Source organism: Endozoicomonas arenosclerae (genome assembly GCF_001562015.1).
Classification (GTDB): domain Bacteria; phylum Pseudomonadota; class Gammaproteobacteria; order Pseudomonadales; family Endozoicomonadaceae; genus Endozoicomonas_A; species Endozoicomonas_A arenosclerae.
Genome location: NZ_LASA01000199.1, coordinates 1 through 19,853 on the forward strand (window position 1 = coordinate 1; position 19,853 = coordinate 19,853).

Here is a 19,853-nt window from a genome sequence, read left to right on the forward strand (position 1 = left end):
TTTGGATTTATAAAAGCCAGGTATCGAGGTTTGAAGAAGAATGACAATAAACTGTCTACTTTATTTGCCCTGGCGAATATTGTTCGACTGGATCAAATGATCCGGGCACAGGGTTAGTCCGCCCTGAAGTCACGAAAGTGGCTAAATATCATACAAATAAGGGGTTGAGACCTCTGATTTCAGTCCTACTTCGAACTCGATTCAAGAAGGGAAGTAAATTAGAGGTTATTCGCAGGTTCCCTAATCAAGAGCAGCGTGCTGAGCAAAATTTGTTTGAACAAAATATCGCTGTATATTGCCCATATATCATTGGTGAGCTTAACAAGCAGCCACTTTTTCAGGGTTATCTGTTTGTTTGCCTTCCAAGCGATATCCATATCCATTTCCACCAAATCAAATACACCCGAGGCGTAGTAGATTTCATTCGCTTCGACCACTGCTCAAAAGCACTGCCAAAGCCTATCCCCGATGGGTCTAAAGTAATCAGTGATGTAAGAAACATTGAGTCAGCTATCAATAGCAAGCACCAGAAGACTGATGCTCATTTTCATAAAGGCGACATCATCAAAGTAAATAATCCTCTGTTTGAACACCTTCATGCTGAGTTCATCAAATACTCGGGGGCAGATAGAGGGCTACTGCTTGTGCAATACATCCGTGAAATCAGGCAACACAGCCAACTTTCTGATCAAGTGCTGGGTGAACGGCTGATTAACGTCCCTCTTAACCAGATCAGAAAGCTTTGACCATCCCCCTATGAGCCATCACGAAAAACGCTCTCAACCAGCGTTACTCTCCCAGTGCCTTTTACAGACTAACCAGGCACAGAGAATGAGCACCTGGATAGATTTCAGACTGAAAAATATGCTGTTCATGCTAGAGGTGGTTTATCGAGAGAACGAAGAACTACAGAATACTGCTGAGAACGCCATTCAGAAGATCATTCAATTGCTGGAGAAACTCAATACTGAACTGCTAAAGGCCATTGAAGATTTACCTTCTCTTTGCGACAACAGTATTTCCATGGCATACAGCCATCCAAAAAAGATTGAGATATCTTGCACCACGCCTCACGCCAGAACTTATCTTATTTTGCTGAAAAATTTTGACTCACTGGTTCAACAATGTGATCTGCTCTGGCTGACGGGACAGTGGAACCGTGAGGAATCCCGTGAACCGGTCAAACTATGGACCAGAACTATATCCAAAGGTATCTATCATTGTGCAGGGCACTTCCTGCCCTTGCGAAGGAAATACATTCAATATCATAAGACTCAGCATCAATCTGATGAAACTCAAGAGAGTACTGATCAGCCATAGTCAGGCCAGGAACCTGATTCTGTTTAATCTGTTGTTTTTTTTCTGTATTACCCAGATTCACGCCAGCACACTACAGCTGGAGTTGAACAAAATGCTGAACGCTCTTTCCAATAGCTCTGATCCTGCTGTCTACCAGACCCAGCGCCGGGGAGTTATTTCAGGAGGTGCTTTCCATGCCCGAACCCGCATCAACGAAACCAACCTGGCGGGGTTTGTGCCTCCTGAATTTTCTGCTGGCTGTGGTGGAATTGATTTGTATGGAGGCTCTTTCTCATTCATTAATAGTGAACAGTTCAACAAGCTGATTCGGGATATTGCCGGCAATGCTTCCGGTTATCTTCTGGGGCTGGCTATCAGTGCTATGAATGAGAAGGCCTATCAGCATATTGAAGCCCTGCAGGAAAAAATCATGCACCTGAACAGCCTGTTTTCCAATTCCTGCCAGATGGGTCAAGGGATAGTGAACAGTATGCCGATGCCTGCGGCCATGAAGAAATTCCAGACCGATGCATCGTTGAATATCAGTCGTGCCAATATTGCGGATACCTTTCAGTCATTTACCGGTACGGGATTAACGAATCGTGATCCAGTGAAAGCCTGGAGGCAATCTGCCAGTCATCAGGATCAGCAGAAATTGTTGGGGAATCTGGTCTGGAATGCTTTAAAAAAATCTTCGGCGATGACCGGCAATGAGTACCGTGAAGCAGTCATGAGCCTGACAGGGACCATCGTTGTTTCCATGGACTCCGGTGATTCTCAGCCACGGCTGTTCAGTTATGTCGGCAACCAGTTGAAAGTAGAAGACCTTATTTATGGTTCTGAGCAGGTAAGCCTGTACCGTTGCAGTAATCACTCAGATTGTTTGTCCATGACATTGATGGACAGGCAGAAACTCTCAGGATTATCAGAACACTTAACACAGCTGCTGAATGCTCTGGCAGAGCATTGGCATCGAAATAGTAAAGGCGCCCTGCTTACGATAAACGGAGTTTCAGCTACAGCCTTACTTCATAATCTACCTGTCGGTACCGGAGGCATGATTCGCAACCTGACTGCCGCTGATATTCAGTTAGCAAAACTGTTTATCGCCCAGGCTGCACCGCACATTGCTTTCTACATGGTGTATCAATTTATGGAAGACCTGCATCATATCACTGTCTCACTGGTGAATATGGAAGGTGACTTTCATCCATTCGCTCAACAACTTCAGGGGACTTTGAAGTCATCTAAAGCTCAGTTATATCAGGAGCTGCAGAGACTGGGAGAGCGCTATGGCCGGTTTGGAGAACTGATTCAGGATTATCGCGATATGCTGGCTGTTGCCGAACAGAAGCGATACCAGAGACTTCAGCTTGAACCGGATCATTCCCAACGCTATCAGAGGGCCAGGAGGGTTGATTGAAACCATCTATTCCATTGGCGATGCACGATTTCTTTATATCGTCCTGAATGGACTGGTGATGATTGTCAATGATCCTGAGTTCCTGATAACCATCAAGATCGGATTTACTGTCGGAGCTTTCTATCTGGCTCTGCAAGGATTGATGGCTGGAAAATTCCCGGCATTCCAGCACCTGCTTCTCAGCCTTCTGATCTACTCAGCTTTATTTGGTTTGCCTACGGCTGGCAAGAGTTACAAGGGTATCGACGTGGATATATACGATGTTTACACCGACACCAATCGCAAGGTTGATAACGTGCCGTTTGGTATTGCCCTGACCGCCAGCATGCTTTCCACACTCACCTGGAAACTGACTGAAACCTTTGAGCAAACCTTTAGTAGCTCGGATGCAGCAAAGCTTACCCGTAACGGATATCTGTCTAGCTTGACCCGAATGATGGAAGCCCGTAGCAAAGCCATGTATCAGTTTCAGAATCATCCGTCGCTGGCACAGTCATGGCGGAATTACATCAAGGAATGCACACTTATTGGTATTGACCTGGACTTCAAGACTACACATGAGGTGTTTAACAACAGTGATGCTCTGGCCGGTCTGGAATTTCCTTCAGAAGCATTTGGAACACTGATTTATCGCAATGGGCAGCCTACCAATGTGACTTGCAACGAAGCTTTTGCCTGGCTGAAACCAAAAATGATTAGCTGGTTTGATCAGCAAATTCAGAAAGAAACCGCCTCCCCTGAACGGAATTTATCATTAGGTTCTGCATTACAGGCATTAAGCCAGGGCGCAGAGTCCAGCCGCAATTTTCTCATGGCTTCTGCCCTGCTCCCTATTTATCACGATGCCATTATCGAAAAGTTGCAGGATATGCAGCAACCCCAAGCTGCGATTATGACTCAGCAGGCGATACTGCAACGAAATACCCAGTGGGCAGGTGAACAACATCTGTTCCTGAGCAGTATGCGAGCCATGATGGCGTACATTGAAGGATTTGTGTTTGCCGTTACACCGCTAATGGGATTGCTGGTCTGTGTCGGTTTGTTTGGCGTAAGGCTGGCGTTTAAATACCTGATGCTGCTGTTATGGATTCAGCTCTGGATGCCGGTACTGGCCATCAATAATCTCTACATCACTCTGGTATCACAAGGTGTTATGGCTGCGCTTTCGGCACCGATTACCAGCTTCAACGGAGTTATGGAGTCAGGGCCAATTCTGGAATACTGGTTAGCCGTTGGCGGTCTGATGGCGGCTTCAACACCGGCACTGGTGTTAATGTTGCTCTATGGCAGTGCCATTACAGCCACTCACCTTGCTGGGAGAATGCAGAGTGGTGACTTTGTAAATGAGAAGGTTTCAGCTCCTGATATTATGATGCCAGGCTCTGCCATCAACCAGCAGTCAGGCTGGAACATCGGGCCACAACAGGGAGCCACCAGAGGACAGATAGATCAAGTGGTACCAGCATTATCTGGCAGTAGTCATTTATCCAGCCTCGTGCAGTCCAAAGATACCGCTAGAAAAACAGCCGGAATGGCCTTCAGTCAAGCGACCAGCCATGCAATTCAGCAGCGTTATGGCGATTCTATTGATAGTCGTGAATTGCGGCAGTTCAGCAGTAGCCTGAGTACAGGAGAAAGTCAGGTGGCCCAGATGCGTGATGATTTAGCGAGAGACTTACAAAAGCAGTTTGGGCTTGGCTCCCAAACATCAAAAGATATGGCTACTACAAAAGTTATGGAGGCCGGTGGTGGTATCTCAACCAATGGCATATTGGGAAGTATGTTTGGAGTGGCAGGCAATTATAAAAAGCAATGGACCGGGGCAAACCGCGATATTAAATCCGACGCATTTCAAGACGCAATTTCATACCTGAACAAAGAAAGCTTTTCTAAGAACTGGAACTCACAACTGCAAAAAGCACTCTCAATGGATGCCAGTAGCAGCCATGCTCACAGCTGGATCAAAGAGCTGGGTATGAGTGATAACCTGTCATACCAGAAGATGGCACAGGAAAGTCTCAGTACCGAGAAGAGCTACGAACAGACCAGTCAGTTACAACAACAACTGGGACAAGCCCTGAGTAGTGGTCCCGCCGTCTGGGCAAACCGTTTAGCTGGATCAGAATCCGCTATGGAGACATTGCAATCCAAACCCTATGATCCTGATTTTCAGCAACAGGTTAACCGTAATATTCAACGATACAGTGGCCAGTTTGCCAACTCATCAGAAACCCTGGCGGCTTCAATGGTATCAGCCTACCTGAACAGTACCAACGAAGAGGATCTGGGACGGCTGGGTAAAGCCCTTCAGTCCTCCGGCATTATCAGCACGGGGTCAATGAAGGAAAGCCCACAAACTAACCGGCCATTGGCTCCACAAAGCAGAAGCGATAACAGGATTTCCACAACAGTTGCCAACACGCTCAAACAGCCCGAAAACATCAGTAGCAGTCAGATCAGGCAACGACTTTCAGATTCCAGCCAGTTACCAGGGCAAAAGACGCTTCGGAACACAAAACTCCAAGCTTCAACCAAACAACAACTTCCAGAAGCATTAAAACCACTGGCCAAATCTCACAGCCAGTCCGGCCAGACAATCAGCGATCAGTTCCAACATTCAAGTCAGAGTAAATCCGATGTAATCAGTCTATTAAAGCAAAGCGCCTATGGCGCAGCCCCATCTACATCCGGTCCGGGATTAAAATTGACGTATAACGAAGCTTTCGATAAAGCAGCCTCCTATGGCCTTACGAATCATCAGGCTGCTGCATTTGCTTCACTAGTTAAGGATCGCGATCCCAAATATGAGCGGAGTGCCAAACCTGAAGATCGTCGTCACCGCCTGGGGCAGTCCATTGCAGAAATCAGCAGGGGTTGGGGAGATCATGGAGCAACATTGGGACAACACACTTTTAATCATCTGACTCATGCTGCTGACAACCCTCAGCACACCAATACCGCTCTAACTCTCATCGGAGAAATGAATCGTCTATATCAGCCTGAACTAAAACATTATGAGCAATCAGTAGAAAAATGGCTTAATGGGCAATCGCTATACCCTATGGAGGGCAACTATCTTGATACGTCGATGCCTCCTGATCATATTGGTAGTGATACTGCAAACCAGCTTCTACAGCGCCAAACAGAGAACAACCAGAGAGTGTTTGGCAGAAAGGGGAAAGGACTCTTTCAGGAACCGTCGAGCCGATTTTCAAGAACCCAGCAAGATGTAAGTCAGAAGCTATCAAATTTGATAAAACCTGACTCAGGTCGCCCTCCGTAAAGAGCTCCTGATACATCAATACCGCCTGCCATAGGCAATCCGGTTGTCGGGTTGGTTTCTCCCTCTAAATTCCAGCCATTGCACATTGTCTCTGAAGCGTAATGATCAGGATATTTCCGGTTAAAACGCCACAGCTGATAAAAACACACAGCTGAAAACAGCCCCCAGAAAACCGGCGATGCCAGTAACGCCCAATAATAACCAGGCACCAAAACCAGATAGCCCAGCTGTTCAACCACCAGACAAACAGCAGCCAGCCTTAAAAGTCCAGACACAAACTCTTTAATCCGTTTCAACAGAATCATCGTGTTCACCTCCCCAGTATCTAGCTACTGAGTCTTCACGTCTGTCCATCAACATAGCTCAAATTAACCGGGAAATGCCGAATGTTTGCCAGCTCGAACTCTACTGTGCCCATAGAACCCCAATATACGGATTCACTGCTCACCACCCGGGCTTATGATCCTGAGAGCCAGATTTTCTTATGCGACGACAAACACCTGTTTTTCGGATTTCTCAGCCTGCCCCTCAGTGGTCTCGATAGTGGACTGGATGACCGGCTGAACGGATTACTCAATCAGGACTGGCCCGATGACACCCTGCTTCAGTGTGGCCTTATATCCAGCCCCGATATAATGAACACGATTCACCAGCTGTTTCTGGCCAAGGATCGAGCAGAACCCCGTTTCAAAGCCATGCTGAAACAGAATATTCAACAGTTGCAGGCTGACGTTCATAAGCCAGTGACCAATGAGCAAATGTTGAGGCATGGAATTTTGTGGTTCACAGTTAAGGTTCCCATCCACGAGCTTTCACCCAACGATGATGACTTACTGAAAATCAGACGACTTAAATCCTCCTTCCAGGGAGGGATCGAAACAGCCGGGTTCCTGTCTACTCCTATGAGCCAGCACGACTGGCTGCGTTTGAACATGATCCTTGTGAACCATCATGAGCATGGACATTGGGCTGTGGAAGGTGCTCAGGTAGATTCAGAACGACCACTTAATTGTCAGGTGTTCGATCCGGATACGCCACTGCGTACATCGCCAGATCAGATTCAGCTGGGCTCCAACCATAAATCAAGAACAGTTAAAGTACTGGTCGCTAAAAAACTGCCTGCTTATGTACCACTGGGCCAGGCGTTTAACTATTTAGGCGATAGCCAGAACGGACACCGGGGTATCAAGTGTTACGCCCATATCCATGTTCTGCTCCACTTCCCTTCAATCAATAAGCTCCAATCATCACTAAGCAACAAACAGCGTATTTCGATACAGCAAGCCTCAAGCCCCATTACCCGCTTTGAACCAAGACTTATGGAGCGCAAAAAAGATTTCGATGTGCTGTTTGAAGCGCTCAATAAGGGTGATGCGCCTCTTAAGCTGACTTTTTCACTGGTGCTTTATTCCAATTCCCCCAAGGAAGCCAGCCGTTTCTCGTCCAATGCCTGCAGCTACTTTCGCGAACTGGGGTTCATGCTCTATGAAGATGTCTATTTCATGCTCCCGATGTTTCTCAACACCTTGCCAGGCAATGCCCAAAAAAGCACCCAGACCATTGCCATGCATGAGAAGACCCTGGCGACCCGTCATGCCGTTCCACTGCTGCCATTATTTGATGACTGGCCGGGGCATCAGGAAGCATTGTTGAATATGGTGTCTCGTCGTGGACAGTTAATGAACCTTTCCCTGTTTGAATCGAACAGTAATTACAACGCCATTATTGCTGCTACCTCCGGCGCGGGGAAGACCGTGCTGGTCAACGAGATTATCAGCAATATTCTGATCAGGGGCGGGCAATGTTGGGCATTGGATATTGGTGAAGGCTACAAAAAGCTCTGTCAGCATTTTGATGGATTGTTTCTGGATTTTGACCAGAACAGCCAGATCGGACTGAACCCATTTGCCCTGGTTCATGACTATGAAGAAGAAGGTGATATTTTACTGGCTCTGATTATCGCAATGGTGTCACCAAGGGAACCACTAACGCCTTATCAGGAAGCCGGTTTACGGGAACAGATCAGAGAACTTTGGGAACAGGAAAGCACCGGCAGCACTATTGATTTACTGCAGGCACGATTACGACAGCACCCTGATGAACGCATTACTGATCTTGCCGTTCAGCTCAGTGCTTTCACTTCCAAAGGCGAATACGGTCGTTTTTTCTCTGGTGAAAATACGCTGGATATCAACCAGTCGTTTACCGTATTGGAACTGCGCCATCTCGACAGTCGCAAACACCTTCAGCGAGTGGTGATTCTGGAACTCATCTACCTGATCCAGCAGATCATGTACTTTGGCGATGTCAGCCGTCGCAAACTGGTGGTGATCGACGAAGCCTGGAACCTGATGAGGGATACCCAGGGTGCTGCCCTGTTTATTGAACATGGCTTTCGTCGATTTCGCCGGTTTAACGGTGCCAACCTGATGGCAGCTCAGCGCATTGAAGACTTCTACGAAACCCCGGCTGGCCGTGCGGCTCTCGATAACAGTGCAACCCAATTTCTGCTGAAACAACAGCTTGCCACCATCAATGAGCTGGAAAAACAGCTGCGTTTACCCTTATCACCCGAGGGCTACAAACTGCTCAAAACCGTACACACAGTAGAGGGCAAATATTCCGAAGCCCTGGTGCTGACTGAACAGGGTTCAGGCATTGGCCGCCTGATTCTGAATCCGTTTAAAAAACTGCTCTACTCCAGCCACCCTGAAGATGAGAGCTCTATTCGAGCATATCGCTCACAGGGTTTATCGTTAAGCGATGCCATTATGCAGGTATTACAAGACAGGAATGCTGTATGACTCTTTACGTTGACACCGAAACCACCGGCCTGAGTGCCAATGATGAGATCATTGAGATAGCCATCATCAACGATGATGGAGAAACACTTCTTAACACTCTGGTCAAACCAACTCGCCATGATTACTGGCCGGAAGCTCAGGCGATTCACAGAATCAGTCCTAAAGACGTGGCCTGTGCGCCTACTCATGATGAGTTGCGTCCAACAATCCGGGCTCTGCTTCAAGACCAGGAAGTCGTCATCTACAACAAAGCGTACGACAGCCAATATTTGGGCACGGAGCTTGGAGCAGCCAAAAACGTTCAATGTTGCATGCTTTTGTTTGCTGAACATTATGGCGAATGGAATTGTCGCTATGGCAACTATCAATGGCAGAACCTCAAAAAGGCCAGCCAGTACGTCTTGCACAAATGGGAAGGTGAAGCACACCGGGCTCTCTCAGATACTCTGGCAACCCGCGCAGTATGGCATTATCTGACCCGCCCTGAAGTTCGTCAGCGTATTGATGCCTTGAAAAACGTATGACCCTTCTATCCTGCTCGCTGGGAATACTGCTTTCAATACTGCCAGCTTCTGTTGTCTACTCATCAATAACCATCAATCTCTATGTCTCAGAATCCATGGGTGAATCGACATTGGTTCAACTGTTGCAAGACATAGAGCCTATAAAAAGCGTCAATATGGTGATTCGGGGAATGGCGGCCTCTGACAGCAGCCTGATCCAGACCATCACTCGCTGGCAAACTAGAATCAAAGCAGCCGGAACGGATCAGGGTATTCAAATTAATCCTGTCGCTTATCGTGATAACACTATCGAGCGAGTCCCCGCGATCACTCTTTCCAACAATAGTCATAACGTGTTGACGGTGTTTGGTGTTACCTCCATAGGTTGGGCTGTACGTCAATATCATGCAGGACGACGGGGCAACATTGGCACATATGGTTCTACTTATCCCATTAACGAGCCAGACATGTTGGAAGTATTACTGCAACGGCTTCAGCATCAAAACTGGCATCAGGTGCAGGTAAAGGCAACACAGCGATTAGAGAAGAAAGTGCATTCTTACGGTGTACGACTACCAACCAGCAGGCAGTCATCCAGTAAAACCCTGAGCCTTGCCAGCCTGTGGCGTACACCCATCATCGCTTTGGATATATACGACAAACAACATCGCGGTGTAGTGGCTCACTGGTTAAGGCAATATCCTGATGCGATGCTTATGGTTTCACAATGGTCTTATCAGCAACTTCGACGTTTGCCCTCTTTCTGGCATCAACACTTGATTTATTTACTGCCCAAAGAGCTTGTTTATCGTTTCCAGTTGTCAGGGCTTCCAGCATTAATGACACCCGAATCCAATGGGAGGTGGCAGGTAACCACAGCAGCCCTACCTGAGTTTTCAGCTCTGGATATAGTTTCGGAGATAGCGTCGTGGGCAAAAACACTACTGGAGAACACAGCACCGTCAGCATTGGCACTGGAAACCACTGAAAATCCCTCCAAAGCTTTGTGTCAGAACGTACCGATTCTCTCTGAAAAGCTGATGACTTCCGTTCCATGGAAAGAACTGTTTCCCATTCGAATTGGACTGGCAAAACTGGGCTCCGGAAAAGAGCCTAATGACAGAGCTAAAACCAGTACAGGACTGTGTTTCTGTGAAGACAGCGCTGGTATGTTTCACCCCGGAGTTACAACCGGCTTCTGGCGACCACAAAGACTGATAGAACTCACCCGCAGCCCCGGCTGTCTCATGGCTATGGGGGGTCATAAGCTACCCATTGTTGACCAACGTCGTTGGGGAACTCTGGGATCAGCCAATATTCCCAAAGGTTTAACCTATCTTCACGCCCATGTGTACAGCCTGCCGCTGATTGAAATGTTGAATATGTTCACCGGTATTGGCGGCTGCACCAGCGATCTGGTGGACTTTGACCTGATGAACCTGTCAGAAGTCGATCCGTCCTGGAATCATCCTGAACTGGCTGCCCTGCTCTCGCCTGATCTTGCCGCTTATTCCAATCCCTCAGCTATAAACGCCTGCACCGCAGATGGTTTAGCCGCCTTGAATACGCAACCAAAGGACAGTCTCCACTGGTGCGCGGGAAGCTGGGGCAATTTATATCCTTTATCGGGTTTCACCAGCACTTATGGCCACTTTTCCGACAACACCAGTCTGTTAGCTACTCGAGCCCTTGCCAAAATCCATCGGATTGGCCTTGGCAGAAAAACCATTGGGGAAGAGGTTCAATGCCATAGCAGGATCACGCCCTGGCTACCCAAAAGCCAGTACAAAATGAGCATGTTCTGGCCTGAACCGGAAAAGCAGAAAGCCCACTGGATCGGGGCTTCGGCGGCAACATGGGGCATGCATCGTCACCCATTGGGCAAAGACGATGCAATGTATCTGCTATGGCAGTATCGGGACTGTTGCCAAACCGCCGTCAGCCAATGATAAAACCGTTTCTTTACAAGCTGCTTGGTGGTTTGTTTGCTTTCTGCTTTCGACCCTTAATGGCAGAAACCACGCAGGAAGCCATTCGTACTTTTGAGCAGCATACCCGCTCAAGCTGGCTCCAACAGGTTAATCAGCAAACCAAAGCAGTTACAAATAATCCTCAATCGGTTGACCATCAGGTTCAAAGTCTGATGATTGAAACGCCTTCAGACAGCCATCGTCGCCAAAAACTGGAAAGTTATTATCAAAGTGAAGATTTTGATGGTTTACAGTCCTTTGGTGAACAACGGGCGCAACAATTGGAAGCCGAGCCCTCTCCCGAAGGTGAAGCATGGCGATTACTGAATCAGTCACCGGATCGGTATTATCCTGATGCAAACGAACACAAAATTCTTCACCCTGTAGAACAAAGTATGAATGCTTTGCTGCATCCCAATACCTGGTCAAAACAAAAGCATTGGCCAACAGACGCTCATGGAAATCCAGTTTACGACAAGAACCGCGAAATGAGTGCCACTATCGCACGACTAAGACAACACTTCAGAGGCTGCGATTACCAGAAAAAGTTGGTACTGAAAAAAGACCGTCAGGTGCATATTCCTGATATTCGTGAATGCGCAAGAGTCTTGATCACTGACAACGGCGTTACTTTACATCGCAATATCAGGGTTCAGCCTTTTGCTGAATTTGTTTCCAGCTCAGCACTGGCCGGCATGAACGGTTGTGAAAGTCCGTCAGCGCATGAAGGCTGCTTACAGATTCGGTTAGGCATAGATGCCGGAGCTGACAACTACTATCGCTGTGGCTGCTGCATCAAAGAAGAAACCTTTACAATCAGGTTACCCAGGCCCGAGGCATTCAGCCGTGCCGTGCTTCAGGAAGCCCGCTGGGATGACCGTTTGCAAGTCTGGATCAATGATAGAAAGGTCTGGCAGAGCAACGCTGATTTTCCTCCTGAAAGCGGGGGTGGATGTGAACGGGATGCTAATTTTTACCTGCAGAGTCCTGTCTCGCTGGATAACAGTGTCTGGGATACCGCCAGCCATCCAGTCACTTTCCGAATTCGGACCTCGGTAGGAGATCGAGGCGAAGGTTATGCCTTGATCAAACTGTATTTCGATATCAGCCAGTTAATAGAAGATGATCACTGGGCACCTTCAACAGCACTGGAGCAACTGATGCATATGCGTCAGTGGCAAAGCGATGGTTTATGCAGTGTGTCGTATCAATGTCTTGAGGCAATGAGCGATGCTGAACATACCGTTCACGGCAAAGTCATTCCCCTGCAATCCAATCTGTCATCCGAATTATCCGCAGACTGCAGAACCGCCAGAGCTGAAGCCGACTGCTTTTACTACAAAACAGCATCTACGCGGGCTCCGCCTGATCATTGTGGTCAATATGCCAACGATCCTGACTGTGAATTTCTGGACAGCCGTTGTCTCGGCAAAAAGTCGGGTATTTGTTATACCCGGGAAGATCGCTATGACTGTGGTTATACAGGCCATCTGAATAGAATTGGCATTGAAGAGAGCATTCACTGCGAAGGCCAGCCCATGCAATGTATGTTAGGCGAATGTCAGGCCAACATTACTGATGCCGATAACACCGACTTTGCCAGCGCGGTCAGTGGTCTCCATGCGGCAAAGCATATGGCCCATGATATGCAGTGCAATCAGGATGGTTCAGGGTGCAGGATATTCAGTGGTAAGCCCTGCTCCTGCAAACAGGGCATTTTCAATATGGTGGACTGCTGTAACCTGCCTACTCGTGTGAACTTTGCCAGCTATATGAACCTGTTGCTGATGGGCTATCTCTTCGACAAGTCTACCATCCACCTACAAGGCAACTTCCCCAATCAGCTAACCGGGCAATACCAGAAGATGCGGGAGCCGCTGATGCAGGGCATCAGTAAGCTCAGTCAGCCTGCAAAGAACCTCTGGTCGGGTATGGGCAAAAGCTGGGACAAGCTCACCGAAAAACTGTGGCCCACTCCGGCAGAAGTTCACGCTCAATCGGCTACTGCCCAACCCATTGCTGGAGAACTGTCGCAGGAAGGTCAAAAGACAATACTGAGTAACATGCAGCAACAGCTGATGAGAAAGATGGCTGAAGTCGTTCATAAAATTCTGGGGGAGGATGCCACCAACCTGCTTTTCCGAACTGTCGGCAATAACCTGGCTTCACAGGGAGGCCAATTAAGTCAACAAACCCTGATCATGAATCCTGCTATCACATCGGCGATCAGTGCAGTCACCATGATCTACACCGCCTATACCATGACCAAACTCATTATCCAGATTACCCACAAGTGTGAAGACTATGAGTTTGAACTAGCGGCCAGACGGGAAATGAAAACCTGTTTCAGAGTTGGCAGCTACAGTAAATCCAAATTTCTGGGATTGACCAGCATGAAATACAAAAGCTATTGCTGCTTCAACTCCCCCCTGTCCCGCATCCTGCAAACCGAGATCAGAAAACAACTGAGAACGGGTTGGGGATCTGCCAAACATCCTGACTGTTCAGGAGTAACGCCTGAAATACTCAGCGCAGTGGACTGGCATCGCATTGATCTGAGCGAATGGCTGGCCCTGCTAAAACTACAAAACAAGTTGCCAGAACTGAATGCTAACACCCTGAAACAACTGAACCTGGAAACGCTGACAGGGAAAGGTTCAAGGCTGGATTTTGATCAGCAACGGGAGAATAGCCGAAGTCGTCTGGAAGCAAGGTTTCAGAATGTCAGTCCCAGTGATGTTAATCGGTATCAGAACCAGAAAAGTCATGAACTTCGTTCCAGGGTGAGTCAGTAGTCGTCATGGCTTCTATTTTGCCCATTGATTCAGGATACTGCGGTACAAATATTATTACCTACTCCCTTTGTTACATTACTGTTAAGGACCGCCTCGATACCATGCTGTTAGAAGATCACGACTATCAGTAGATGAAATCAGGTATCCAGGTGGTTGATGGCGGAGGAATTGATGACTATCGCATCAAGGTCAGCTAGGCCCCACTCATCTCCGATGATTTCGCCAGCATTCCCCGGCAGGTGGATGTGCTGGCAGATACGTCGATTTCGGGTAAAAGGCTGAGTTCGTTTATGCAGTTGGACTTAGCTCAGTGAGTTTAGGTGGGAGGCTGATTGTGTAAGTTATCTGTAATGATCAGTCCTTGAAGAGCGCTATCTTCAACTAATTGTTTAAATCGCTCTTGACAATATATACCCTGAAAACAATCTACTTCTGTGCGGAAGATGGGAGTCTCCTTCAAAGCTACCTGAATAAAGGCAATTCTCTCCAATTCATCCCATTCATTGAAGCAAGTTTTCTCTTGATCAATGGCTTGTAAATCTTCAGCAAGGACCAATGGATTGAACAGGTAAGCTTTTGTTCCATCCTCATGTTCTACAGGCAAAAACTCACCATGGTCTTGTAACAAAGTAAATAGCCGATTATAGGCTTTCAGACTTAAATAAAGTTTGCCAAGTTGATCACAGGAGATATCTGGAACAGGATTGTCTGTTTTGCTCGAAACAGAGCGATAAAATTCTATATGAATGGGTTGCCATAGCTGTTTATATTGGGTTGGCTGGCTGTCCATATAGATCAGACAATCTTCCCCAAGTTTGTCTTCTACTTCGTCAGCATCAAGAGCGAAGCGCTGAAACTGTTTAACTTCAGGGTGGATTCGATAGATCATTCAGGTAAACCCTCACCTTTACGCAGCATAACATAGGTTGGCTGTGAACCAGTCTGTAGCCTAAGTTCGATAGTTTTCAGAGTGTACTTCAAGTCGTCCAGGCTTTTTGTTTTGATGGTATTGATCCATGTGCCCAGCCAGAAATAATAGTTAAATCTGTGAATTCTACTGTGAGGAACAGCCTGTTTGAGCCGCTTTGGCATATAAGGAAGAGCGCTGGTATTTTCTGGAAGCCAGCAACCATTGTAGCTGTCATCGATACGCATTTTAAGACGGGCTAATACAGCACGCATTGGAGCAGCATCTTTATGTGCTCCAGAGACAATGGCATGAGCATGGCATTTAGGGTGAGGCTTCGAATCACCCATATCCTCGAGATGACCTGCCAGCCTGGATGACTCATGCTTTTCATCTCTAAGCTCTTTTCGTGTCATCTCATCTGCGGCCATGCGATATCGATCGATACCGAGTTCGACCTGTGAAGTGACAGATACTGCTATCAGGTCAGTAGGTGTTGGATTTTTTTTAGAAGCAAAACGATCAATGGAATGCTCAACTCTATCCTTTTGATAGTACCGTTTTTCATTGACTGGCACGGCCACTCGACACCTCCTGTGCACGAAAAGTCATCAATTTTTTATTCTATCGAAAAAAGACACCGTGATTCTATGTGTAAATGAGAGTCAAAGGCAATATAGCAGTATGATGACAATCTAACATCACTCTCTGGAGCCTGTTATGTCAGATAAAAAGATCGACCCCAAGGACCCCGACTTCATTGCAGAGCAAGTAGAAGGATCAATGAATATTGAAGGCTTCAAACTCCCTGAAGAAGAAAGAGAAACTCTGAAGAAAATCGTCAAAGGCGAGCTAGACGTGGATGAAGTAGCCGACACGATAGTCAGACAAGTACGGGATGAAAACAGCTGATTCTGCTGATCACCATCCCAGTTACTGATTAGAAAACAAACTACAGGATGTAGCCATGAGTGAAAAAGAGGTTATTGAAATACAGCTTTATGAGTTGACCAGAAGACTGACACAGGTTGTCTGCCAAACTCAGCAAGAGATCGGATATTACGAAGAATCCTTGCAAGATGGTACATTGGAGTATTAAAAATGAAGGTTTACAAGGTCCTACCTGATACTGACTTTAGCCTGATGTATCCAGAAGAAAATGTCTACAACTCCGATGAGTGGGAGTTCAAGGCTGAATCCCTGCTAGGGAAGCTCCCCAACAGCTTTAATGCCTCTTTTTCCAAAAAAGGTGATAAACCACTGCCCGATATCGCATATATAGGCATGTCAACGTTTGCTTTCAGAAAGGACATAGCGACTGAGCTCGCTGATATTTTAGAAAATGCTGGAGAGTTACTGCCTTTTTATGTTGACGAAGAGTTGTGGTACTGCTTGAATGTAACCGTTCAGTCCCATGCGCTTGATAAAGAAAAGTCAAAATACAAAATTGATAACGGTATTATCAAGATGCACTTAAAGGAATATGCTTTCATTGAGAGCCGATTACCCAGTTCCTCACTCTTCAAAATTCCTGATGATAATTTCACTCATATTTTTTGTTCAGACAGAAGAGACAATGATGAACAAATTCTAAACAATTTCTTTTGTGCCGTTTCAGCACATGAATACACAGGTTTGAAGTTCGAAGAAGTTTTCGACACATCTGAAGATTAGAAAAGACGATTTGAGATATCTGCTGGATACCAATAACACTCTGCTTGTGCCCAGCATCAATGAATGCCTTTCTGCTCGATATCGCCAAAATGCCTGAGCTGCTCCAAACTTGACGAAGCCTCTTGCTCCCTCAGACCTATGCAGCTCATCTCCCCGACTATTCATAAGAGTTTGAGCCGTCGGTACACCTCTTCTTAGATAATGACTTACGTTGTGTGTCCAGTATGACCTGGAAAATACCATGGAAATCCCCCGCACTATCAATGATCCAGTCCAGTTTCTGTTCTGGTCGCTCGATGAGATCTACCCTGTAGCCGTAGGCCTGATCTGGGGCATCTGGTTTGATCAATTGTTGTTGGGCATGTTTCTGGGCTGGATGGCGATTCGGGTTTATCGCCGGTTCCGGGATCGTCACCCCGACGGACATCTGAGCCATCGACTTTACTGGCTGGGCTTTTATTTTGTTAGCGCCAGAACATTACCTAACCCTTATGTCCGAGTCTTTTACCCTTCCCGAAAATGACCATTCAAGATTATCTGTGTCGTTTTAAACAGTGGCGACAACAGCTCTGTATGGACCGGCTGATTCTGCTGGTATTGGTGCTGACCAATGCATTATTGCTATTCCACTGCCTGACTCGCAAACCGGCTGTTGAACTGAGCTTGCCGTTCATGGACGGACCGATGGTTATTCAAGCCAGTGAGGCCTCGCAGGCTTATTACGAGTGGTGGGGACTTTCTCTGGCTGAATTACTGGGGAACCTGAATCCACAAAATCTGTCGTTTGTTGAATCCAGGCTGCAAAGTCTGCTTTCACCCAATTTGTACCGACAGGTCCATAAAACGCTGAATCAACAGTTTCACCAGTTAACAGAAGATAATGTTTCACTGAGCTTTGAGCCATTGCAGCTTGAATTTGATGCAACCACCCAGGGGGTTAGAGTGACGGGTAACAGCGCTCTCTCGTCAGGCAATCAACGGCTGTCTGGACAGAAAACCTTTACCTTTCAGTTTAACCTGATCCGTTATCGACCTGTGCTTGTGGCCATCCAGATTGAATCTGACCTGAAGTAACCCTCCTTTTCTTTCAGAGAACTTGCCATGAACAAAGCCTTTGCTGCTATTGTCTGTTGTAGTGTCTGTCTGTATAGCTCAATGTCCCTGGCAGGTAGTACCCCAGTGAAATTACAGGTCTCGCCAGGACAACAACAGACCGTAACCCTCAGCCGCCTGCACCTGAACCGGATTGTTACCCCTTTTACAGCCCCCCAGATACGCACTATTGATCAGGCGGATATTCGTATTGAAGGCTCAGTGATTTATCTCTCTTCCCAGCAAGAAGAACCTTTTGTCGTTTATATCACGCCTCATGACAGCGAAGCTCATGCTCTGTCTTTGTTGGTAACACCCCTTGATGTGCCCCCCAAAGAAATCCAGCTTTCGCTATCAAAGCAATGGCAACAAAAAATCAATGATAACAATGGGATAGCAAAACGATTTGAAGAGGCTTCTGATTACCAGCAGTCTATCACTGAAGTGCTTTCTACTTTGGTAAAAGGACAGGTACCTGAAGGTTATGAACTGAACCAGTTTCATGAAATCCATTTTCAGTCCTGTCAGCAGGATGGCCTGACATTCGATTTTTCCAAAGGCCAGCAAATTCAGGGTCATCATTTTCATATACTTGTTGGCACCTGTCGCAACACCACCGAAAAGCCAATCACATTTAAAGAACATAGCTGCAAGGGCAGTCATACTGCCGCTGTTTCCATGTGGCCGAATAACACACTCTATCCTGGTCAGCGACGGGAACTGTTTATTCTCCTGAATGCCCCGAATCAGGCATCCGTTCCCCTAATACGCCCTTCCCTGCTGACACATTAATCACCCATTCATGAAAACTCTTAACCAATATTTGACGCCAAGAATAAAGCGCTATGGCATTGTACTGGGTACTGCAGTAATTCTGATGGCACTGATTTTTTCAACCAGTAAACGGCAGAATGTGGACATTACCAGAACTCCGGAACAAGCCATCACATCCGTGGACTTTACCGGCATGCCTCCAAAAGAGTTAACCCTGAACCGAATCAGTGCCGATCTGGAGCGCCTTCATCAACAACAGAAAGCTATGTATGAAGAACACCAACAGGAAATGGAGAGGTTGCAACAGGAAATCAGGCTGCTGCATCAGCAAGAGCAGCCTGTTCAACATACAATCCCGGTTCCTGAACCTTCAGCTTCAGAGCCTGGGCCTGATGTTTTGCAATGGAACAAGTACAGTCAATCCCCGGCCATAAATGATAAGGAAGCTGATGACTATGATGCGCCACCTCAACCACCCAGAGCTATCCGAGTGTTGGGAGCTACCTACCCTCAGGCCATTTCATTGAGCTCACAGCCCGAAGATAAACCAAAACTTTTACGCTTGCCTGCAGGAAGTCTGCTATCCGGTCAGTTAATCACTGGGCTGGATGTTCCTACAGGACAGGGGGCAAGGCGTGAGCCCTACCCTGTGCTTATTCGTATTAAAGCCTCCGCCATTTTGCCCAATCGCTATCGAACCAATGTCAGGGAATGCTTTGTTCTGGCTTCCGGTTATGGTGACCTGAGTTCAGAAAGGGCTTACCTTCGCAGTGAAACCCTGTCGTGCATCTTCCAACACCACCATAAAGAACAGGTCATTGAGCGACCACTTGAAGGTTATATCACAGGAGAAGATGGAAAAGCAGGACTGCGTGGCAGGTTAGTCAGTAAACAGGGGCAGGTCATGGCCAAGGCAGCCATGGCAGGCTTTTTAAGTGGTGTCAGCGAAGCCTTTGATATCAAACCAGTGCCGGTCTTTTCTGTGGTACCCAATCAGAACGGACAAATTCAGTCACCTTTCCAGTCCGGTTTAAAAGGGAGTGAAGCGCTGCAAAGTTCACTGATTAAAGGCAGCAACAAGGCACTGGAAAAGCTAGGGAACCTGCGAATAAGTCCCTGATCATGAGATAATAATCTCAGCAGCTTGATCAGAGGTAGTCATGGACCAACAACTCTCTTTTTCCGACAGTGAATTCAGCCAGAAGCGACGCAGAACTCGTAGGGAAATTTTTCTTGAAAGAATGGAGGTTCTGATTCCATGGAAACGCTTAGAGGCCGTAATCGAGCCCTATTACCCTAAGCGTGGCAACGGAAGACCTCCTTATCCTC

At 47.1% G+C, this 19,853-nt stretch carries 19 protein-coding genes and 1 pseudogene; 17 read left to right on the forward strand and 3 right to left on the reverse strand.

The window, feature by feature from the left end:
- The 5 genes and pseudogenes from WG89_RS32445 to WG89_RS26950 all read left to right on the forward strand — a co-directional run.
- A pseudogene (locus tag WG89_RS32445) lies at positions 1-117 on the forward strand (IS5/IS1182 family transposase); the annotation flags it as partial.
- A 20-nt stretch (positions 118-137) separates the two neighbouring features.
- Complete coding sequence (locus tag WG89_RS26935; RefSeq protein WP_062270745.1) at positions 138-746, forward strand: transcription termination/antitermination NusG family protein; 609 nt, start codon at positions 138-140, stop codon at positions 744-746.
- Positions 747-831: 85 nt separating this feature from the next.
- Complete coding sequence (locus tag WG89_RS26940) at positions 832-1,320, forward strand: AcaB family transcriptional regulator (protein WP_062270746.1); 489 nt, start codon at positions 832-834, stop codon at positions 1,318-1,320.
- Positions 1,289-2,722 carry a conjugal transfer protein TraH gene (locus WG89_RS26945; RefSeq protein ID WP_062270747.1) on the forward strand — a complete coding sequence of 478 codons (1,434 nt, stop codon included), beginning with the start codon at positions 1,289-1,291 and terminating at the stop codon, positions 2,720-2,722. Before WG89_RS26940 ends, WG89_RS26945 begins: the two co-directional genes overlap by 32 nt.
- The gene (locus WG89_RS26950; RefSeq protein ID WP_172806934.1) at positions 2,673-6,005 is read left to right on the forward strand and encodes a conjugal transfer protein TraG N-terminal domain-containing protein; all 3,333 of its coding nucleotides are present in this window, start codon (positions 2,673-2,675) and stop codon (positions 6,003-6,005) included. The genes WG89_RS26945 and WG89_RS26950 overlap by 50 nt, the downstream gene beginning before the upstream one ends.
- Here the strand turns inward: WG89_RS26950 and WG89_RS26955 are convergent.
- Entirely contained in the window at positions 5,957-6,310 is a 354-nt protein-coding gene (locus WG89_RS26955; protein ID WP_062270749.1) for a hypothetical protein, read from the reverse strand. The two genes, WG89_RS26950 and WG89_RS26955, sit on opposite strands and share 49 nt — an antisense overlap.
- 81 nt (positions 6,311-6,391) lie before the next feature.
- Here WG89_RS26955 and traC point away from each other — a divergent pair, with 81 nt between their 5' ends.
- From traC to traN, 4 genes are read left to right on the forward strand one after another with little or no spacing between them, the layout of a single operon-like run.
- Positions 6,392-8,809, forward strand: coding sequence for a type IV secretion system protein TraC (gene traC, locus WG89_RS26960; RefSeq protein WP_062270750.1), 2,418 nt, complete (start codon positions 6,392-6,394; stop codon positions 8,807-8,809).
- On the forward strand, positions 8,806-9,333 hold the full coding sequence (locus WG89_RS26965; RefSeq protein ID WP_062270751.1) for a 3'-5' exonuclease: 528 nt from the start codon (positions 8,806-8,808) through the stop codon (positions 9,331-9,333). Before traC ends, WG89_RS26965 begins: the two co-directional genes overlap by 4 nt.
- Positions 9,330-11,261, forward strand: coding sequence for a TrbC family F-type conjugative pilus assembly protein (locus tag WG89_RS26970; protein WP_062270752.1), 1,932 nt, complete (start codon positions 9,330-9,332; stop codon positions 11,259-11,261). The genes WG89_RS26965 and WG89_RS26970 overlap by 4 nt, the downstream gene beginning before the upstream one ends.
- The gene (gene traN / locus WG89_RS26975; protein ID WP_062270753.1) at positions 11,258-14,077 is read left to right on the forward strand and encodes a conjugal transfer protein TraN; all 2,820 of its coding nucleotides are present in this window, start codon (positions 11,258-11,260) and stop codon (positions 14,075-14,077) included. The genes WG89_RS26970 and traN overlap by 4 nt, the downstream gene beginning before the upstream one ends.
- Before the next feature lie 316 nt (positions 14,078-14,393).
- Here the strand turns inward: traN and WG89_RS26980 are convergent, their stop codons facing one another.
- Complete coding sequence (locus WG89_RS26980) at positions 14,394-14,966, reverse strand: hypothetical protein (RefSeq protein WP_062270754.1); 573 nt, start codon at positions 14,964-14,966, stop codon at positions 14,394-14,396.
- Positions 14,963-15,568 (reverse strand): AHH domain-containing protein, encoded by a 606-nt coding sequence (locus WG89_RS26985; protein WP_062270755.1) that lies wholly within the window; start codon positions 15,566-15,568, stop codon positions 14,963-14,965. The genes WG89_RS26980 and WG89_RS26985 overlap by 4 nt, the downstream gene beginning before the upstream one ends.
- A gap of 136 nt (positions 15,569-15,704) precedes the next feature.
- Here WG89_RS26985 and WG89_RS26990 point away from each other — a divergent pair, with 136 nt between their 5' ends.
- From WG89_RS26990 to WG89_RS32450, 8 genes are all read left to right on the forward strand, one after another.
- Positions 15,705-15,896: a hypothetical protein gene (locus tag WG89_RS26990; RefSeq protein ID WP_062270756.1), complete on the forward strand. Its 192-nt coding sequence runs from the start codon at positions 15,705-15,707 to the stop codon at positions 15,894-15,896.
- A 55-nt stretch (positions 15,897-15,951) separates the two neighbouring features.
- Complete coding sequence (locus tag WG89_RS32770; protein WP_281177729.1) at positions 15,952-16,083, forward strand: hypothetical protein; 132 nt, start codon at positions 15,952-15,954, stop codon at positions 16,081-16,083.
- A gap of 2 nt (positions 16,084-16,085) precedes the next feature.
- Positions 16,086-16,658: a hypothetical protein gene (locus WG89_RS26995; protein WP_062270757.1), complete on the forward strand. Its 573-nt coding sequence runs from the start codon at positions 16,086-16,088 to the stop codon at positions 16,656-16,658.
- A gap of 241 nt (positions 16,659-16,899) precedes the next feature.
- The gene (gene traL, locus WG89_RS27000; RefSeq protein WP_062270758.1) at positions 16,900-17,181 is read left to right on the forward strand and encodes a type IV conjugative transfer system protein TraL; all 282 of its coding nucleotides are present in this window, start codon (positions 16,900-16,902) and stop codon (positions 17,179-17,181) included.
- Positions 17,178-17,732: a TraE/TraK family type IV conjugative transfer system protein gene (locus WG89_RS27005; protein WP_062270759.1), complete on the forward strand. Its 555-nt coding sequence runs from the start codon at positions 17,178-17,180 to the stop codon at positions 17,730-17,732. The genes traL and WG89_RS27005 overlap by 4 nt, the downstream gene beginning before the upstream one ends.
- A gap of 27 nt (positions 17,733-17,759) precedes the next feature.
- The gene (locus tag WG89_RS27010) at positions 17,760-18,542 is read left to right on the forward strand and encodes a TraK domain-containing protein (RefSeq protein WP_062270760.1); all 783 of its coding nucleotides are present in this window, start codon (positions 17,760-17,762) and stop codon (positions 18,540-18,542) included.
- Between the two features lie 10 nt (positions 18,543-18,552).
- On the forward strand, positions 18,553-19,644 hold the full coding sequence (locus tag WG89_RS27015; RefSeq protein WP_062270761.1) for a TraB/TrbI/VirB10 family type IV secretion system protein: 1,092 nt from the start codon (positions 18,553-18,555) through the stop codon (positions 19,642-19,644).
- Positions 19,645-19,684: 40 nt separating this feature from the next.
- Positions 19,685-19,853, forward strand: a 169-nt coding sequence (locus WG89_RS32450; protein WP_062260605.1) for a transposase, incomplete at its 3' end; no start/stop codon positions are given.